Here is a 17,292-nt window from a genome sequence, read left to right on the forward strand (position 1 = left end):
AATGGCGCAGATTTTGCGCCATTATCTAATAAACTCATTTAGTGCTAAGCGATGAGTTTCAATATGAACAATTACACCGTAAATTTATTCAAAATGGCATCCTGCTCGCGAATATTCTCGGTTTGAGACTGCATCGCGATGTTAGCGCTGTCAGCTGCATCTGCGACTTGAACAGAAAGATCTTTAATTTTCACTGTATTATTGTTTATCTCCTCGGCAACTAGACTCTGCTCTTCAGCGGCAGAAGCGATTTGAATATTCATATCACTGATTTGCTGGATTGCATTTCGAATCTGCAGTAGCGCTTCGTTAGCTTCTTGTGCACTATTTACCGCCTCGCCAGCCGTATTCTTACTGTGATTCATAGCACTTGCAACGGAGGTGGCACTTGATTGCAGTTTTTCAATCATATTACGAATTTCGGTGGTTGACTGTTGAGTTCGCTGGGCAAGCGTTCGAACCTCATCCGCTACCACAGCAAAGCCGCGACCTGAATCTCCAGCACGAGCTGCCTCAATAGCCGCATTCAATGCCAATAAGTTGGTTTGATCCGCAATGTCGTTGATCACTTTTAAAATCGTTTCAATGTTTGATGTTGCACCTTCCAAAGCACTCACTTCGGTTACTGCCTCATCAATACGAGCGGATAGGTTATCAATAGCCCGAGTTGTTTGAGCTACAACATTGGTACCGATTTGCGTTGCATCATCGGCATCTTTGGCTGCTGATGCTGCACCTTGGGCATTATTAGCAACATCACCGGATGTGGTTGCCATTTCATGCATGGCGGTAGCAAGTTGCTCTAACTCATGCAGTTGATCACGCATCGCTTCAGCCGATTCTTGCAAGCCAATCGAGGTTATTTCAGAGCCTCTTAGAATTTCTGAACCAATGGCTTTTGACTGTATCAGTCGTTGTTGCAGAGTTTCAGTAAAGGTATTAAATCCGACCGCTAAAACAGAGAATTCTTGGTCAGTATCGGTTGCAAGGCGTTGAGTTAAATCTCCGTTACCCGAAGCCACATTTTGTATTGCCTCATTGAGCGCATCGAGCGGACGCATCAATATGCGAATCAGTACTAAGAGTAACGCAATGCTGAGCACTAGCGCTATCAAGGTATAGATAATTGAACTGTTACGGAGTTTAGTTAATGAGGCATAAGCTATCTCCTCATCAAGAACCACACCTACATACCAATTTTCACCAGGTACTTTAGAAAAATCGACAGTGTAAGTTTTATCATTGATTACAGCTTGCTGAGGTTTTTCTACCAAAGGTGTCCCACCTAAGTAATCTTTCATTGGTTTACCATTGAACTCTTTTTTAGGGTGAGCAATGGTGGTTCCATCTCCAGATACAATAAACACATAACCAGCATCAAACAGTTTGACGGTATTCACCAGTTCAGCCAGACCTGCCAAGCTCACATCGTAAAAGATGGCACCAATAAATTTGCCATTGTCTTTTACCGGGGTAGCAATAGAGACCAAAATTTCATTCGTCGCAGAGTCGGCATAAGGGGCGGTAATGATGAGTTTATCTGCATTTTTGGCATCGATGTACCAGGGCCTAATACGTGGGTTCCAACTGGAGCCGGGGTTCCACGATGGGTCATTACTGATGTAGGAGCCATCTTTTTCAAAGCCGATACCAGCAAGCAGGAAGGTGTTTTTAACCACAGGCCGAGTAATTACATTGGAGATACTGTTAGGTGATAAATCCACTTCAAGCATACTGGTTGAATAGGCGGCAATAGCTTTGCGGCTATTAATCTCAGCTCCTGCAGTATTACGAACCCCATCAACGATTTCCGTTACACTTGCTTCTACTTGGGATTTTATTTCTTCCTGAACGGTTAAATATTGCTGTGTAGTAAGCAAAGTTACGGTGGCGAGTAATAGTAATGAGGACGCAGCAACAATCTTGTGGCTGAATTTCATAGTCAGTCCCTTCTATCTAATGATCTAGTAATAAAAATATTATTAGTAAATGTATAGTTAGGGATTAGACATTCAGCCAGTAAAAGCGCGAACTTTAGTTGGTAAATTTATCCTTTTTCGCCTAGTACTAAAGAAAAAAGCTGATGATATTGTTGCATGTCATCATTAAATAGTTCGCTAATGATCTGTGATATTTTAGTACCAGATAGCTTGCGTTTTTGAGCCTCGCGTACCCTTAACACCATTTGGCATTCTGCCGATAAGTGGCTCTCTTTGTGTGGTTGCCATGTCGAAATATCATGACTTAAACGATTCAGTTCAATTTTTGGCTTAAGTTGGGCAATTTCCAGTTTAAGCACTTGCAGTAGGTGAGTGTAAATCTCGTCATTTTGCTTGCACTGGTTTAGCTTGTCGATGGCAGCTAAACTTAGCTCCGAAAGCGTTACGTAGCCGGCTTGATGTGGAAACGGTACGCAAAGACGTGCCGAGAAATCTACTCTTTGGATTTGCGTGTTTGGAAAAAAAGTCAGTGAGCACAAACAGTCTAAAGGTATCCAAAATGCTTGTCCTGCTTCAATCGAATACTCGTGTTTACCCAATTTACACAAGGCCAAGCCACTTGTGACTCGAACTAAGCTGTGTTTGATGACTTTTTTACGAGGAGTAACGACTAAGTTTACTTGCAGTAACGTTTCAAAATGAATCGCGTAGTTCATGTTTGTTCTCACCAATTTCGGGGCGCTAAGAGTACCTTGTCTCACAGAAAATGCCAAATAGACGAACTAATTTGCACTAAGTCTGGTCTGACCTTCACGAATCTGTTACGACTGTAGCTGCGAGCTGCGCCAACTACGCGTAGAATAAGCCAGTTTTTTATTTGATGTATAAAAATATGACCACCACAACTGATCCTTATGTAGACATCCGTCCATACAATGACGATGAAATTCCGGCGGCGATTGACCGCTTGATTAATGATGAAGAATTTATTGCAGCGATTTTGCAACATCGATTTGATAAGCGTTCTGCTTGGCTAAAATCAATGCTTAGTCCGTTTGTGAAAGTGTATCTAAAATTTAAATGGTCAAAGTTAAAGTCAGTTGAAGCCATTCAGTTGGAAGTTAAGAAATACTTAACTAAAACATTAGCATCGACTACCCAAGGGGTTACCTTTAGTGGCTTGGACAAACTGGATAAGCAGACGGCTTATTTATTTGTCTCTAATCATCGCGATATCGCGATGGACCCAGCGTTGGTTAACTATGGTCTTAATACCTCTGGCCACAAAACGGTGCGGATTGCTATTGGTGACAATCTATTGAAAAAACCCTGCACGACAGAATTAATGAGGTTAAATAAAAGCTTCATTGTAAAACGTTCTGCGAAAGGGCCTCGTGAAATGATGAAGGCATTAGGGACACTATCGGCCTACATTAAGCATTCCTTGGATACTGGTAATTCGATATGGATAGCTCAAAAAGAAGGTCGAGCTAAAGATGGCAATGATTTCACTGATCCCGCCATTTTGAAAATGTTTCATGTTGAAGGACGTAAGCAGAAAATTGATTTTGCCAGCTACATTCAGTCTCTGAGGATCGTGCCGGTTGCGATTTCCTATGAGAATGATCCTTGTGATATTGCAAAAGCGTGTGAATTGTACGAAAAAGCCTCTAGCGGTCGCTATGAAAAAGGTGAGTTTGAAGATATTGAAAGCATCGTTCAAGGGATCGTTGGAGAGAAAGGTCGTGTCCATGTCGCGTTTGGTGAGGTTATAGATCAAGCGTTTGAGACGCCAGATGCACTCGCGCAAGAGATTGATCGCCAAATACACGCAAACTATGAGCTATTTCCAATCAATAAATTAGCAGCGGGTATGGAAAGTAGTGATATCACCCCTGATGTCCGAGCACACTTAGAGCGTAAGTTGACTCAGATACCAGAAGGGGCTCTACGTTATCTGCTCGATAGCTATGCAAACCCAGCAAAAAACCAGTTGTAACTAGGTCAACACGCCCTAATAGAAAAGAGGAGTGATTTTACTTTCCTACTTGAAGTTGCAGCGGTGTTGGCTATGTTCGCTCACCCCAATCACATGGTTTATCTATGCTCATGGGGATGAACTCATTTGCCGCCTACCTGCAACTTCAAGTGGTTTGGGTATATAGTTTGTTTCTTGTTTCTTGTTTCTTGTTTCTTGTTTGTTTCTGCGTATGTTTTTACTAACGTGCCACAGCACCACCTAGTGTTAAAGTAGTTGGCCACTTACTGATAACATTGCCCCCTAAGTAGATATTTCCATTGACGGTCATGGTGTCTGGGAATTCTGTTATTTTAGACCCACCAATAAACAAACTGCCTTCAACTGTTAGCCCTTCCGGTAGGGTGGTTAATGGGGTGCGAATGACACTGAGATCACCTTTTACTTTGAAATTAGCGGGTAATTTCTCGAGTTGAGTATCGGTGAAATTGATGTAGCCACCAACCTTTATCCCTCCTGGCCACGATTTGATTTGGCTACCGAGTAAATTGGCGTAACCACGGATGGTGGTTCCCTTGGGGACGTTTTTTAACAAGCTATTTGATGCATCTAAACTACCTTGTACGTTTAGCGCCTTAGGTAATGACAGAATAGAAGTTTTCGCTATGTTTAAATTACCTTTGAGCGTGAGATCATCAGGTAGGGAGGTATAAGGTTTATTACGTAAATCCAAATTACCGTAGTTATCGAGGTGGTTGAGGATTTTGTATTGATCCAAAGATTGTGACCAACTAAAACTGGAAAAAATGAGGGTGAATAATAAAAATAAAAGCCGGATTCCGTTCATAGCATCCACTTATCCAAAACAATTGCTAACAGTATCGGCCGATTGCTACTTTGCTTCAATATCTGTTTAGTGCAAAGAGAAAAAAGCGAGCTGATAGTTGCTCGCTTTTGGTCATTATTATCAAGGCGTAATTAGCGAGCCAAAGATCGTGACTTTAATTCGAAAATGAGTTTTTCTGCACTGACTTCAAATTTAAAACGCGCGTGCAGTTCAGTTGAATTTTCCTCGATAGGAGATGCTTCATATTCAACGTTGCTTGATACTTGTTGGGCTAATGCTAAGTATTTTTCAAACTCGGCCTCAAGCTGAATCTTGTTAGGAGCCATAACCATGACCTCTGCAACTTCATCACCTTCTTTGATAATAAAACCAATTTCGCCAGCGCAGCCGCATGCTTCACAGACTTGGATATCTACGTCGTTTTCGATACTCATTTCGAATCCTCATATTTAGTGTGTGGTTATTCTAGCGAGCAAATGGTCGACTAGCTACAAAAAAGCAGAACATATCTACATTAAAACAGTACGTCATGTTGATGGTTTGAAACTATATTGAAAGATAATGTAACCATAGAGTGTGATGGCGGTCAAAGAATCACTGGTTTTCGTGTCATTATTTTGTCAGAACAGTGTTGAGTTCGTTGCGAATTGGCAGTGATTGTTAGATTATGCGATTGATGTAATTATTACTATTATAAATTGCGCCTAATTCATTCGTTTACTGGTTGATATTACGGAGTAGGTTAACTTTATTAGCGATTGCTAAAGGAAAGTAACACCAAACTAGCAGATATGACTTAGCAAAATGCTCTGGATAGGCGTTGCTATTTTTTTTGTGCGATTTTTAGACAGGGAAAATGCACTGCAATGATGAGACGTTTAATAACACTATCATCACAATTGATGGATTAATAAATAGAAGAGCTTAAACCATGCCAAAGCGTAGTAAAGAAGATACTGAAATCACCATCCAAAAAATAATGGATGCTGTTGTTGATCAGCTATTGAGATTGGGTTATGACAAAATGTCATACACCACTTTGAGTCAACAAACGGGTGTATCTCGTACAGGGATTAGCCATCACTTTCCAAAGAAAACGGATTTTACGGCCGCGTTAGATGGTCGAATTTTCAAACTTTTCGTTGAATATTTAGATTTTGAAAATGATCTTGCTCAGTTTTCAAAGAGTTGGATCACAGCATTAAATAATGCGCAGTTTTTAGCTATTTTGCGATTGCTTTTTCACCACATTGTCACGAGCGAATGTGCTGATGAATTCGCTGCAAATGGTATTGACCGCTTATACAAAACGACGGCAGCACAATTTGGTAACGAAAGTGCAAGAGAGCTTGAATGGCTGGTGGGTAAATCATTGATCAAAATGAGTCAATAATTTGTCATTCAGATTCGAACAATAAAGCCAACCATTCGGTTGGCTTTATTGTTTACGCTACCAATTTGGTGAGTAGCCAAATCGATTAATGGCTTAATCGTATATAGTCGGGATCGGTTGGCGTTTATGCTGAGTCATCTTATAGATAGCGACTAGACGCTCCACGACATGCTGCGCTACCTGCTTACCTTCAAGAAAATCATCAATTTGGTCATAAGTTAGGTTTAAAGCATCTTCATCGGCTTTCTGAGGTGCAAGCTCTTCTAGATCCGCTGTGGGTGTCTTTTGTACTAATAATTGCGGAGCACCCAATTGAGCTGCTACGGCACGTACTTGGCGTTTACTTAAGCCAAATAAAGGAGCAAGGTCACATGCGCCATCGCCAAATTTGGTGTAAAAACCTGTGATGTTTTCGGCTGAGTGATCGGTACCGAGAACCAAGGCTCCAACAAAACCAGCAATTTCATACTGTGCAACCATACGTGCACGTGCTTTGACATTTCCTTTCACGAAATCAACTTTAGCCGCATCGGTTGGAACTAAACTGGTCCCTTGCAGTGCCTCAAGAGAAGCTGTATGTAAACCATCAACTCCCGCTTTAATGTTAACGGAAACAGAATGCGTCGGTTGAATGAAAGAAAGGGCAATTTGTGCTTCCTCTTCATCTTTCTGTTCGCCATAAGGCAAACGTACGGCAATAAATTGGTAGTCATTAACATTGTGTTCTTGGTTTAGCTGTGTAACCGCAAGTTGAGCTAAACGACCACATGTGGTTGAGTCGACACCGCCACTTATACCGAGCACGAGCGATTTGCAGCCAGACTCAACAAGTTTACGTTTAATAAAGTCGACTCGGCGTTCTACTTCATACGCTGGGTCAATGGATGGGAGAACGCGCATCTCATCACGGATCATTTTTTCCATTAGAGTTCCTTTTCCTGCAAGCAAAATAAATCTTTCGTGTATCATACCTAAATCACGAAATTAGAAAACCGAGAAAGTAGTTTTCAACGTTGAATAAGGATTGCTATGACAAAAATCGCTGTCTTTGGAAGTGCTTTTAACCCGCCGAGCTTAGGTCATAAAAGTGTGATTGATTCTTTAAGCCATTTTGACTTGGTGCTTCTGGTGCCGAGCATTTCACACGCTTGGGGTAAATCAATGCTAGATTATGAGACCCGCTGTGAACTTATTGATGCTTTTATTAGTGATTTAGCATTAAGTAATGTAAAAAGATCGACAGTTGAAGAGCATTTACAGCAACCTGGTGAAAGTGTGACGACTTATGCGGTTTTGTCATTACTGCAAAAACAATTTCCTGACGCTGACATTACTTTTGTGATTGGCCCCGATAATTTGTTTAATTTTGACAAATTTTATAAGGCTCGGGAAATTTTACAGCGTTGGTCGGTGATGGCGTGCCCTGAAAAAGTGGCGATAAGAAGTACGGATATTCGGCATAACCTGTCAGAGAATTCTGATATTAGTAGTTTGACAACCAAGTCTGTGGAAATGATCTTGCAACAAAGGCGCCTATACTAGAAAATCCACAATCTCAAAGTGGTCGGAGTAGTTGTTGTTAATGAAATTAAATGTTGCCGTTTTAGTATTGATCTTGTTTTCGTCAGTAACGAAAGCATGCGATCTCTATTCAAACTCATTTTTAGAAGAAGGCACCAGCAGTTCTGTAATGTTTCAGGCATCGGGTATCTGTTTTTCGATGCTGGACGGTATCGACTATGCTTCGGCTCAACTCTCGGCTCTCGGTTTGACGGATGATAATAAATCCACAAATTCTTTATATTGGTCTGACTGGGTTTTAAAAACTGACGATGATCCAATTTTCACTCAAAAGTTAGCGACAAGCTACATCGGTTTTGGGGTGTGGATGCCTCAAGAGCTGCATGAAGAAAAGAGTAAAATGTCTACCGAAGAATGGCTAATGAGCCATGGTATTCAAATAAGCTTTGGGTTTGGTGAAAAGAAAATTGGCGAGCCTCGTATGCGTATTGATTATCGCTGGCATGAAGATTACGATCTCGACGTAATGATGCAAATTGAAGTTCCTTTCTAGTTGTTTAATACTTTTCTTATCATTTGTTAATACTCGCCCCATATACCCAAACCACTTGAAGCTGCAGGGATGCGGCAAATGAGTTCATTCTAATTTGTTTAAATACTCAATCATTTCTCTACGCTATTTCTGATCACTCCCTTATCCGCTACCACCTTATTGAATCGATTTTTCTCCGCTAGTGATGGTCTCCGCCTGAGAAATGGAGAGAAATCCGAATGCTCTCACTTCATAGTATTCCTTTTAATTGAAATATATTTACACATCTAAGTAAATTCGTTCTGTCATTTTTGTTCGTCATGTTATTTAACTTATTTTAAAACAGTAAGTTATTTTTTCTTTGGTCTTTTTTATGAATTTTATAGTTGAATTTATCGTTAGTGTTGTTAAGGTATAAAGAAAATTCATTAGAGTTCTAACTATTTATGTGGCGAGCAATGATTACAGCAGCACCTTGGGTCGCATACCCTGAAATTATGCACATGAAGGATGATAGATGGACATTTCGTACACCAAACCAAGCTGATGGACAAAAAGTTCATGATTTGGTTGCGCTGTCTCCTCCACTCGATGAAAACTCGGCTTATTGCAATTTTTTACAGGCGATTCATTTTCAAGATACATGCATTGTTGCTGAACGAGATGGTGAAGTGGTCGGTTTTATTTCTGCGTATTTAAAACCCGATAACTTACATGAACTGTTTGTTTGGCAAGTTGCGGTACACCCAGATGCACGTGGCCTTGGCCTTGCATTTCAAATGCTCAATGAACTCTTAGAGAGGAATGCGCTGCAAGATGTGAGCACATTGGAAACGACAATCACACGAGATAATCAGGGATCATGGAGTCTATTTAAGAAGCTTGATAAAGCGTATGGCCAGCATGGCGAAGTTTCAACATTCCTCGACCAGACTCGACATTTTAATGGCCAACATGCGACTGAATACCTTTACCGAATTCCGCTAAGACAACACTCTAAAAACGAAGGATAATTTCAAACGTTATGGATATTTTTAAAAAGAAAGAATCAAACGTTCAATCTTATGCTAACCACTTTCCTGTGGTTTTCTCTACCGCGAAAGGCAGTTGGTTATACACCGAAGGGGGAGAACAATACCTAGATTTCTTAGCTGGAGCGGGTTCACTGAACTATGGACATAATAATGCGATCTTAAAACAGGCGTTGTTAGATTACATTGATAAAGATGGTATTACCCATGGTCTAGACATGCACTCATCAGCGAAAGCCGATTTCCTGAAGGCGCTACAAGCCCGTATTTTGATGCCAAGAGATTTAAATTACAAAGTCCAGTTTACAGGGCCAACGGGTACTAATGCAGTTGAAGCGGCATTGAAACTCGCACGTAAGGTAACGAAAAGAACCAATGTGGTTGCGTTCACTAATGGATTCCATGGTTGTTCATACGGAGCACTTGCTGCTACAGGTAACCAGCATCATCGAGGTGGCGCCGGTATCAGTCTAGGAGGAATAACTCGTATTCCTTACGATGGCTATGCCGATATCGATGGTCTAACACTGTTTGAATGCATGCTGGGCGATAACTCTTCTGGTCTTGATAAACCAGCAGCTGTTTTGTTGGAAGTTGTGCAGGGTGAAGGTGGACTTAATGTCGCATCAGACCAATGGTTACAACGTTTAAGCCAGATCTGTAAACAATACGATATCTTACTGATCGTTGACGATATTCAAGCGGGTTGTGGTCGAACAGGGACCTTCTTTAGCTTTGAACCTTCAGGTATCAAACCCGATATTGTTACGCTATCAAAGTCGATTGGTGGTTATGGATTACCGATGGCTATCGTCTTATTTAGTCCTGAATTAGATGAATGGAAACCAGGAGAGCATAACGGTACTTTTCGAGGTAATAACCATGCTTTTGTCACCGCAGCGAAAGCGTTAGAGGTTTACTGGTCAAACGATGATCTTTCAAATCATATCCAGCAGCGAGCGCTGCAGGTTACTCGATGTATTCAAATGACGTTACGCCGAGAGCCAACGCTATTTAACCGCCAAAAAGGCCGAGGGCTAATGCAAGGAATTGAATGTTGTAGTGGTGAACTCGCAAGCAAAATTACCGCGCGTTGTTTTGAACTTGGCCTAGTGATTGAAACCGCAGGACCGGAAGATGAAGTGATTAAATTCTTCTGTCCACTGACCATTAGTGAAGCTGAATTAGAGCAGGGTTTGGATATTTTTGAACAAGCGGTAGAAGATATTGCCGCTCAATTGATTAAAAAAGCATCATAAGGATAAACGATGATTGTAAGAACATTAGATGAATGCCGCCAAAGTGAACGCCGTGTTGTTGCACCGACGTGGGAAAGCGTTCGCATGCTTTTGAAAGATGACAATATGGGATTCTCATTCCATATCACTACCATCTTTAAAGATAGCGAAACCCACATTCATTACCAAAACCATTTGGAATCTGTGTTTTGTATATCTGGCGAGGGTGAAATCGAAGTCGTTGATGGTGAAACGTATCCGATTCAGCCTGGGACTTTGTATATTTTAGATAAACACGATGAGCACTATTTAAGGGCTTATAAAGACGAAAACATGGTCATGGCTTGTGTTTTCAACCCACCGATTACAGGTGCTGAAGTTCATGACAAAAATGGTGTGTACCCCATCGTAGAATAGGGTTTTCTGAACACAATTCGTCGTCAATCTATTTCATGAATTATTGATTTATAAAGTGTATTTAATAACCAAAGGAGATCTCATGTCTTACACCGTAGAGAAAATCGGTGGAACTTCGATGAGCGCGTTTGACGCTGTTCTGGACAATATTTTATTACGACCTAATGACCCCTATCAGCGAGTGTTTGTGGTGTCGGCATATGCCACTATCACCGATGCATTATTAGAGTGTAAGCGAACGGGTAAACCCGGAATTTATCAAATGATCGCTAAGCATGATGCGCAATGGAAAGATGCCATACATCAACTTGAGCAACGAATGTTACTGATCAACGACAATCTGTTTGCTGATCCGATTAGCCGTATTCGCGCTGATAAGTTCATTCGATCGCGCATTGCAGAAGCTGTAAATTGTATCACTAATATTTTGGAAACATGTCAGTACGGGCAGTTTTCTCTGCGTCATTATTTACCGCAAATACGAGAATTTTTATCTTCGATAGGAGAAGCACACAGTGCTTACAATACGAGTCTGAAGCTAAAAACTCTTGGGGTAAATGCCCGATTTGTAGACCTGTCAGGTTGGAATAGTGGACAAGCGGGAACTTTGGATGAAGTGATTCTTATGGCTTTTTCGGACATTGATGTGAGCACCGAACTGCCAATTGTGACTGGTTATGCGTATTGCGATGAAGGACTAATGAAAACCTATGATCGTGGCTACAGTGAAATGACATTTAGCCGTATTGCAACACTGACTGAAGCAACCCAAGCGATCATTCATAAAGAATACCACTTGAGTTCTGCTGATCCCCGTGTTGTCGGTCCTGACAAAGTGAGCCCGATGGGACTGACTAACTTTGATGTTGCAGACCAACTGGCTAACCTTGGCATGGAAGCCATTCATCCGAATGCGGCTGCGGGTTTGCGTAAAAAAGGTATTGAGTTGCGCATCAAGAATACCTTCGAACCTGAACATGAAGGGACTTTAATTACCAATGCTCACCAACCCGTCGACAATAAAGTAGAAATTATTGCAGGTCGCAATAAAGTATTCGCTTTACACATCTTTGATCAGAGTATGGTTGGAAAGATTGACAATGCGAGCTATGAATTAATGGAAGTTATTGCAGATGCTAAGGTGTATTTAGTTGGGAAAGAGATGAATGCCAATTCGATGACCTACTATCTGAGCGGTAATAGTGAAAATTTGAATCACGTGTTATACAAGGTAGAAAAGAGTTACCCAAATGCATCGGTATCAGGAAAAATGGTGGCACTGATTTCTGCCATTGGTGCTTCTATTAATACCAATGCTGCATTAAGCCAAGGTATGCAAGCTCTAACCAAAGCGGATGTTAATCCTATTGCTGCGCACTCTTCGATGCGTAACGTTAATGCGCAATTTGTAGTAGAAGATCAAGATTACAACAGTGCAATTTGTGCGCTGCATCAGATGTTGATTGTTAATAAAGTAGAAGCAGTATCGTCAGAAAATAAAGCGGCAGCTTAAGCTTAAGTATCAACTCATTTGTTTTAATAAAAGCAGGCTGTTCATTATACCCTTCCTACTTGAAGCTGCAGCGGTGTTGGCTACATTCGTTCACCCCAATCACATAGTTTATCTATGCTCATGGGGATGAACTTACTTGCCACCTATCTGCAACTTCAAATGGTTTGGGTATAGAACAACCTGTTTTTTATCTATAACATCACTAAACTAGCAGTGCCTAAAAAAGCGAAAAAGCCGACGACGTCTGTTACCGTAGTCAAAATTACAGATCCTGCAAGCGCTGGGTCCAGTTTGAATTTATCTAAAGTAATCGGGATTAAAACACCAAACATTGCCGCTGTTATAATGTTCACAACGATAGCGAGGGAAATGGTTGCGCCGATCATGGTGGATTGAAACCACAGGCCAGCTAACGCGCCGATGATTAATGCCCATAGCAATCCATTAATAGAACCAATACCAATTTCGTTTTTGAGTAGAGCGAAACGGTTACCCGGCGTAATTTGGTTTAATGCCATGGCGCGAACCATTAAGGTTAAGGTTTGACTGCCCGCAATGCCACCCATGGAAGCAACGATTGGCATAAGTACCGCTAAGGCCACGACTTGCGAAATTACATCCTCAAATAAACCGATGGTGATTGAAGCCAGAATTGCCGTTAATAAGTTGATACCTAACCAAAGGCCGCGCTTTTTCGAACTTTTTATTATGGGGGCGAATAGGTCATCGCCTTCGTCCATACCCGTGCCCGCCATTAAGCGCGCTTCATAAATTTCTCGTTGAGTACTGAGAGCAAATTGCCAGTCAATTTCGCCAACTAAAGTGTCCGTTTCATCAATCACAGCAACCGTTGGCAACTGAGCGTGCTCTAAAGCTTCGACGGCTTCAGATAAGGATTGATGGGCATTAAGGGTAAATATTTCCTCTTGCTTTAAGTTTTTGAGTAACGTTTTTCCATCGGCCAGTAAAATATCGGTGTAAGTAACAATGCCGCGGAATTTTTTGGCTTTGTTAATCAAATAAATGTGCTGAGGAGAATCATTGTGGTATTTTTCGAGTAGTATTTTTGCTTTATCTACGCTGATACTAAAAGGTAAAGTGTAGACCTTACGGTCTGCCCAGTGACCGATTTCATCATCCTCATAGGCGCTTGCTTGGTCGTACAGTTCCAGTTCATCGCGGCTAATTAATCGAAGTGCTTCACTGATAATCTCGTCAGGCAAAGAGTCTGCCCATTCGATGAGGGATAAGTTATCGAGTTTGGCTAACGTCAGTTTGAGTTCGACTTCAGATAACGCATCAATAATTGAGAAACGTACATCAGCACGCATTTCCGTTAATACATCAATGTGCATTTCTAGTGGAAGGCTGCGCCATAACCGGACACGTTGCTCAACAGGAAACGCTTCTAAAATGATCGCTATTGAACCTTCATCAAGGCCGTTTTCAACATACTCGCCAAGCAAGTCGATCTGTTGTTCGTCATCCGCTTTTGAAATGGCTTCAATCTGAAATGATAAATCTTGATATTCGTTCAACGCGTTACTCCAGTTGGAAGTTGTCGTTTCTCTTTTTTCTTCACGGCTTTTTCGGGGGCCGTATTCAGAACAATGACAGGACGAATGATAAATAAATTATTGGGGTAGAGTATCTTATTGCCATCGATATTCTCTAAAACCACATTCAGTAAATTCATATCGACAATTTTGCCTTCAATCATATTTGCTCCGTCGACCACTCGTACCCACAGGCCAATTCGGCAGTTATTTTGTACAAATAAGATGAGGAAAGAGGTCACATTACTGAGCAAAGACCAAGCCGCAAATAGACCGACTCCGAGTAAAGCAAATAAGGATGAACCTACGACAAGCAGACCTCGTAGTTCAACTCCCCACATCATTAAAATAGTAAGCATCAGTAGTGTAAACAGCATCGATTTAACCAACCAACGAGCTCGTTTTAAACGATGAATATCCGCTTTACCGATCACCATGTTTTCAAAAAATCGCAAACAATATTTGGCGAGTGTTGGGTAACAGATTAGCACGATAGCGGTGATGAACCATTGGTAATGCAGTTGAAATAAGTTTAAGTAATCCATGGTTAGTTATGCTTTGAAATTTGCTTCAAAAATAGCTGAAATTCAATGAATTACAACATCTAATTATGGAAAGTTGTCTAATTAGAGGTTTGTTGCGAAAAAAGTCGCCAACGCTTTGTTTTTATCATTAATTATCACTAAAACGGGTCGTTAGCTTCTAAGATGGGAGTTAGCGCTGATGGTTCAATTTCTGAGGTCTGCATCATGGTTGAGATACGCTGTAAAGACGAAAGAATCAGCGTTTGTTCCCAAGAACTTAAGGCTTGAAATTGGTCGATGAAGTTGTCTTGTAGCAGGGTAGGTGCATTTAGTAACAGTTGATTGCCTCCTGCTGTCAAAAGTGCATGCACTTTACGTTTATCTTGTTGATCTCGCTGGCGTGTAATTAAGCCGCGTTTTTCCAGTCGGTCAAGAATACTGGTTGCGGTTGCTTGGCTCATATTGGTGTTACTGGACAATTGCCTTATGGTCATATTCTCGGAGCTTTGAATCTCTCTCATTAGTAATAATTGTGGACTGGTTAGCCCAAAATCTTTATTGATTTTCTTTGAGTGGAGATCGGTTGCTCGAATAATCTGACGTATGGCGATGAGTACTTCTTCATGAATATCCACATTTTCCTCCGTGAAAATGAGTTGGGCTGCTCAAGGTCATGAGCAGCCACCATTGACTACTTGGCCGCCTGTTTAGCCGCATTAATCCAAGAATCAAACAACTGTTGATGCGCTTTTATCCAACCATTGGCATGGGATTCAATATCTTTGGCTGAGTTTTTCCCTTTACTCATGATCATATTTTGGGCGCTGACATCATTGATATCTAACTTTATGATTTCAAAAAGTTTGGCAGCTGCAGGGTTTTGTTGTGCAAACTTTTTGTTGGCAACTATGCGCATACTATTCATTTCGAAACCAAAGTTTTTACCATTTGCTAGCGTAGTATCAATATTTTTACGTTCACCAGGCAGAGCTGAGAATGGTACTTCAAGCCATACCACGTCTTTGCCCGGAACTAAAACACCACTGACCCAATAAGGTGTCCATGTGTAGTAAAGAATAGGATCGCCTTTTTTATAGCGTGAAATGGTATCGGCTATAATAGCGGCGTAATTACCTTGGTTATGAGTGACAGTAGGGCGCAGGCCGAATGCAGTCAGTTGTTCTTCAATCACTAACTCACAACCCCAACCAGGGTTACAGCCGGTTAAATCGGCTTTGCCATCATCATTGGCATCAAAGAGTTTTGCTATTTTGGGATCTTTTAATTGCGCAATATTGGTAATGCCATACTGCTCAGCGGTTTTTTTATCTATTAAATATCCTTGCGCAGCGCCCGAAATATATTGACCTTCGCGGTAGAATTTAGCATCGCCGCCAGACATTGAATATTTTTCAGCGTGCAGTGGAAACCAACCTACGGTTAGATAAGTAGCATCACCTTCCGCAATTGAGGTGTAAGCAACGTTATAATCGACCTCTTTGGTCTCTTTGACGTCATAGCCTAAAGCTTCCATCGCTTTATTGACAATCAGTGTTTGGAATGTCTCTTCGGCAACGGTTGATTGTACTGGTTGAACACTAATACCTTCTCCTGGTAATTTTTCAGCCCACACGCTGCTTGATAGTGCTGTTGACGCGACCATGCTAGTGGTGATTAACGTCTTCCATGCGTAATTCATTTTTGTTCTCCTAGGTTGTTCATATTTTGCTGATGAGTCATTTTCTGTTGCATGAGATAAAAAATGGACACGGGACCGGTTTGGTACCAACGTGTTTTCTTATCTCGATTTTCTGTCCCAATATGTTGAGTGAGGCGGTCTAATAAAATCGCCAGAATCACAATGCCTAAGCCACCGACAGCAGCAAGGCCCATATCTAAGCGACCAATACCACGCAGTACCATTTGTCCTAAGCCACCGACAGCAATCATTGAAGCGATAACCACCATCGATAGCGAAAGCATCAAGGTTTGGTTGACGCCAGCCATAATGGTTGGCATCGCAAGAGGTAACTGTATGCGGTAAAGCATCTGTTTTGGACTGGCACCAAAAGCGTGCCCCGCTTCGATTAGTTCTTCTGGCACTTGCTGAATGCCTAATATGGTCAAGCGTACAATTGGTGGCAGCGCAAAAATAATGGTGACAACAACACCGGGTACATTACCAATACCAAACAGCATAACGATCGGTACTAAGTACACAAAAGCTGGTGTGGTTTGCATGGCATCTAATATCGGCCTAATGAATTTGGCAGCGGTCTGATTTCTAGCAAGCCATATCCCTAGCGGTAGCCCTATGAGTAGGCAGAAGAATACAGAGGTCATAACCAGCGCAAGTGTCACCATCGCTTCAGACCAAGCACCAATTAACCCGATAGTTATTAATGAAGCTAGTGAGGCGATTCCCATTCTTGGGCCTGCAAGTTGCCAAGTAATAAGGAATAGGATCAGTAGCATAAATGGAGCTGGTGTTGAAACGAGCGTAGTTTCAAAGGAAGTTAATATGAAATCGATGGGTACACGGATAGCTTGAAATAATGGACGGCCGTGCTGTACCAACCAATTCAGCCCCGTTTCTACCCAGTTATCAAAAGGAATCACCGCGTCTTGGAAGGGATGAAGCCAATCGAAAGGTACGGGAGCGTCAGTAGTGCCACTTAACCAGTCACCACCTGTTGGCGTTGCGGTAGCCGTTGACCATGGGTCACTACTGGCGGGAGTTGGCGCAGTAGAAGCCCATGGTTCAAGAGTTTCGGCGGCTTGCGTTGTATTTTCGGTAGTCAT

Annotated in this window: 18 protein-coding genes; 8 read left to right on the forward strand and 10 right to left on the reverse strand. The window is 41.6% G+C overall.

Going from position 1 to position 17,292, the window contains the following annotated elements:
* Positions 1 to 71: 71 nt before the first annotated feature.
* Positions 72 to 1,940 (reverse strand): methyl-accepting chemotaxis protein, encoded by a 1,869-nt coding sequence (locus EYW48_RS13025; protein WP_168524258.1) that lies wholly within the window; start codon positions 1,938 to 1,940, stop codon positions 72 to 74.
* A 107-nt stretch (positions 1,941 to 2,047) separates the two neighbouring features.
* Positions 2,048 to 2,656, reverse strand: a complete 609-nt coding sequence (locus tag EYW48_RS13030) for a hypothetical protein (RefSeq protein WP_168524257.1) — start codon at positions 2,654 to 2,656, stop codon at positions 2,048 to 2,050.
* Between the two features lie 176 nt (positions 2,657 to 2,832).
* Here EYW48_RS13030 and EYW48_RS13035 point away from each other — a divergent pair, with 176 nt between their 5' ends.
* Complete coding sequence (locus EYW48_RS13035; RefSeq protein ID WP_277432519.1) at positions 2,833 to 3,939, forward strand: 1-acyl-sn-glycerol-3-phosphate acyltransferase; 1,107 nt, start codon at positions 2,833 to 2,835, stop codon at positions 3,937 to 3,939.
* Positions 3,940 to 4,159: 220 nt separating this feature from the next.
* Here the strand turns inward: EYW48_RS13035 and EYW48_RS13040 are convergent, their stop codons facing one another.
* Both EYW48_RS13040 and EYW48_RS13045 read right to left on the reverse strand, forming a co-directional pair.
* On the reverse strand, positions 4,160 to 4,765 hold the full coding sequence (locus tag EYW48_RS13040; protein WP_168524255.1) for a hypothetical protein: 606 nt from the start codon (positions 4,763 to 4,765) through the stop codon (positions 4,160 to 4,162).
* A gap of 131 nt (positions 4,766 to 4,896) precedes the next feature.
* Positions 4,897 to 5,199 carry a YfcZ/YiiS family protein gene (locus tag EYW48_RS13045; RefSeq protein WP_053311071.1) on the reverse strand — a complete coding sequence of 101 codons (303 nt, stop codon included), beginning with the start codon at positions 5,197 to 5,199 and terminating at the stop codon, positions 4,897 to 4,899.
* Between the two features lie 497 nt (positions 5,200 to 5,696).
* Between EYW48_RS13045 and EYW48_RS13050 the strand changes: the two genes are divergently transcribed.
* Positions 5,697 to 6,158 (forward strand): TetR/AcrR family transcriptional regulator, encoded by a 462-nt coding sequence (locus tag EYW48_RS13050; protein ID WP_053311070.1) that lies wholly within the window; start codon positions 5,697 to 5,699, stop codon positions 6,156 to 6,158.
* Between the two features lie 93 nt (positions 6,159 to 6,251).
* Here the strand turns inward: EYW48_RS13050 and nadE are convergent, their stop codons facing one another.
* Positions 6,252 to 7,082: an ammonia-dependent NAD(+) synthetase gene (gene nadE, locus EYW48_RS13055; RefSeq protein WP_168524254.1), complete on the reverse strand. Its 831-nt coding sequence runs from the start codon at positions 7,080 to 7,082 to the stop codon at positions 6,252 to 6,254.
* A gap of 105 nt (positions 7,083 to 7,187) precedes the next feature.
* On the opposite strand from nadE, the gene EYW48_RS13060 reads away from it, so the two are divergent.
* The 6 genes from EYW48_RS13060 to EYW48_RS13085 all read left to right on the forward strand — a co-directional run bounded on the left by EYW48_RS13060 (position 7,188) and on the right by EYW48_RS13085 (position 12,410).
* Positions 7,188 to 7,700, forward strand: a complete 513-nt coding sequence (locus EYW48_RS13060) for a nicotinate-nicotinamide nucleotide adenylyltransferase (protein WP_176314011.1) — start codon at positions 7,188 to 7,190, stop codon at positions 7,698 to 7,700.
* 40 nt (positions 7,701 to 7,740) lie between these two features.
* Positions 7,741 to 8,232 (forward strand): hypothetical protein, encoded by a 492-nt coding sequence (locus EYW48_RS13065; RefSeq protein WP_168524252.1) that lies wholly within the window; start codon positions 7,741 to 7,743, stop codon positions 8,230 to 8,232.
* Positions 8,233 to 8,657: 425 nt separating this feature from the next.
* On the forward strand, positions 8,658 to 9,224 hold the full coding sequence (gene ectA, locus EYW48_RS13070) for a diaminobutyrate acetyltransferase (protein WP_176314010.1): 567 nt from the start codon (positions 8,658 to 8,660) through the stop codon (positions 9,222 to 9,224).
* An 11-nt stretch (positions 9,225 to 9,235) separates the two neighbouring features.
* Positions 9,236 to 10,501 (forward strand): diaminobutyrate--2-oxoglutarate transaminase, encoded by a 1,266-nt coding sequence (ectB, locus tag EYW48_RS13075; RefSeq protein ID WP_176245972.1) that lies wholly within the window; start codon positions 9,236 to 9,238, stop codon positions 10,499 to 10,501.
* Between the two features lie 9 nt (positions 10,502 to 10,510).
* The gene (locus EYW48_RS13080; protein WP_171980772.1) at positions 10,511 to 10,897 is read left to right on the forward strand and encodes an ectoine synthase; all 387 of its coding nucleotides are present in this window, start codon (positions 10,511 to 10,513) and stop codon (positions 10,895 to 10,897) included.
* Positions 10,898 to 10,979: 82 nt separating this feature from the next.
* Positions 10,980 to 12,410 (forward strand): aspartate kinase, encoded by a 1,431-nt coding sequence (locus tag EYW48_RS13085; protein ID WP_277432520.1) that lies wholly within the window; start codon positions 10,980 to 10,982, stop codon positions 12,408 to 12,410.
* Between the two features lie 191 nt (positions 12,411 to 12,601).
* Here the strand turns inward: EYW48_RS13085 and EYW48_RS13090 are convergent, their stop codons facing one another.
* From EYW48_RS13090 to proW, 5 genes are all read right to left on the reverse strand, one after another.
* Complete coding sequence (locus tag EYW48_RS13090) at positions 12,602 to 13,948, reverse strand: magnesium transporter (protein WP_172532533.1); 1,347 nt, start codon at positions 13,946 to 13,948, stop codon at positions 12,602 to 12,604.
* Entirely contained in the window at positions 13,945 to 14,511 is a 567-nt protein-coding gene (locus EYW48_RS13095) for a mechanosensitive ion channel domain-containing protein (RefSeq protein ID WP_172532532.1), read from the reverse strand. The genes EYW48_RS13090 and EYW48_RS13095 overlap by 4 nt, the downstream gene beginning before the upstream one ends.
* A gap of 137 nt (positions 14,512 to 14,648) precedes the next feature.
* On the reverse strand, positions 14,649 to 15,125 hold the full coding sequence (locus EYW48_RS13100; protein WP_274699898.1) for a MarR family transcriptional regulator: 477 nt from the start codon (positions 15,123 to 15,125) through the stop codon (positions 14,649 to 14,651).
* A gap of 56 nt (positions 15,126 to 15,181) precedes the next feature.
* Positions 15,182 to 16,189 carry a glycine betaine/L-proline ABC transporter substrate-binding protein ProX gene (proX, locus tag EYW48_RS13105; RefSeq protein WP_274676055.1) on the reverse strand — a complete coding sequence of 336 codons (1,008 nt, stop codon included), beginning with the start codon at positions 16,187 to 16,189 and terminating at the stop codon, positions 15,182 to 15,184.
* Positions 16,186 to 17,292: a glycine betaine/L-proline ABC transporter permease ProW gene (proW, locus tag EYW48_RS13110; RefSeq protein ID WP_277432521.1), complete on the reverse strand. Its 1,107-nt coding sequence runs from the start codon at positions 17,290 to 17,292 to the stop codon at positions 16,186 to 16,188. The genes proX and proW overlap by 4 nt, the downstream gene beginning before the upstream one ends.

It is taken from the genome of Vibrio sp. 1180_3 (assembly GCF_029478545.1).
GTDB classification, from domain to species: domain Bacteria; phylum Pseudomonadota; class Gammaproteobacteria; order Enterobacterales; family Vibrionaceae; genus Vibrio; species Vibrio aestuarianus.

Bases quoted from the DNA above. Each gene is read 5' to 3' on its own strand.
- ectB (WP_176245972.1), top strand. From the start codon at position 9,236: ATGGATATTTTTAAAAAGAAAGAATCAAACGTTCAATCTTATGCTAAC.
- nadE (WP_168524254.1), bottom strand. From the start codon at position 7,082: ATGGAAAAAATGATCCGTGATGAGATGCGCGTTCTCCCATCCATTGAC.
- EYW48_RS13095 (WP_172532532.1), bottom strand. From the start codon at position 14,511: ATGGATTACTTAAACTTATTTCAACTGCATTACCAATGGTTCATCACC.
- EYW48_RS13045 (WP_053311071.1), bottom strand. From the start codon at position 5,199: ATGAGTATCGAAAACGACGTAGATATCCAAGTCTGTGAAGCATGCGGC.
- EYW48_RS13085 (WP_277432520.1), top strand. From the start codon at position 10,980: ATGTCTTACACCGTAGAGAAAATCGGTGGAACTTCGATGAGCGCGTTT.
- EYW48_RS13060 (WP_176314011.1), top strand. From the start codon at position 7,188: ATGACAAAAATCGCTGTCTTTGGAAGTGCTTTTAACCCGCCGAGCTTA.
- proW (WP_277432521.1), bottom strand. From the start codon at position 17,292: ATGACTACCGAAAATACAACGCAAGCCGCCGAAACTCTTGAACCATGG.
- ectA (WP_176314010.1), top strand. From the start codon at position 8,658: ATGTGGCGAGCAATGATTACAGCAGCACCTTGGGTCGCATACCCTGAA.
- EYW48_RS13080 (WP_171980772.1), top strand. From the start codon at position 10,511: ATGATTGTAAGAACATTAGATGAATGCCGCCAAAGTGAACGCCGTGTT.
- proX (WP_274676055.1), bottom strand. From the start codon at position 16,189: ATGAATTACGCATGGAAGACGTTAATCACCACTAGCATGGTCGCGTCA.
- EYW48_RS13040 (WP_168524255.1), bottom strand. From the start codon at position 4,765: ATGAACGGAATCCGGCTTTTATTTTTATTATTCACCCTCATTTTTTCC.
- EYW48_RS13035 (WP_277432519.1), top strand. From the start codon at position 2,833: ATGACCACCACAACTGATCCTTATGTAGACATCCGTCCATACAATGAC.
- EYW48_RS13025 (WP_168524258.1), bottom strand. From the start codon at position 1,940: ATGAAATTCAGCCACAAGATTGTTGCTGCGTCCTCATTACTATTACTC.
- EYW48_RS13050 (WP_053311070.1), top strand. From the start codon at position 5,697: ATGCCAAAGCGTAGTAAAGAAGATACTGAAATCACCATCCAAAAAATA.
- EYW48_RS13030 (WP_168524257.1), bottom strand. From the start codon at position 2,656: ATGAACTACGCGATTCATTTTGAAACGTTACTGCAAGTAAACTTAGTC.
- EYW48_RS13065 (WP_168524252.1), top strand. From the start codon at position 7,741: ATGAAATTAAATGTTGCCGTTTTAGTATTGATCTTGTTTTCGTCAGTA.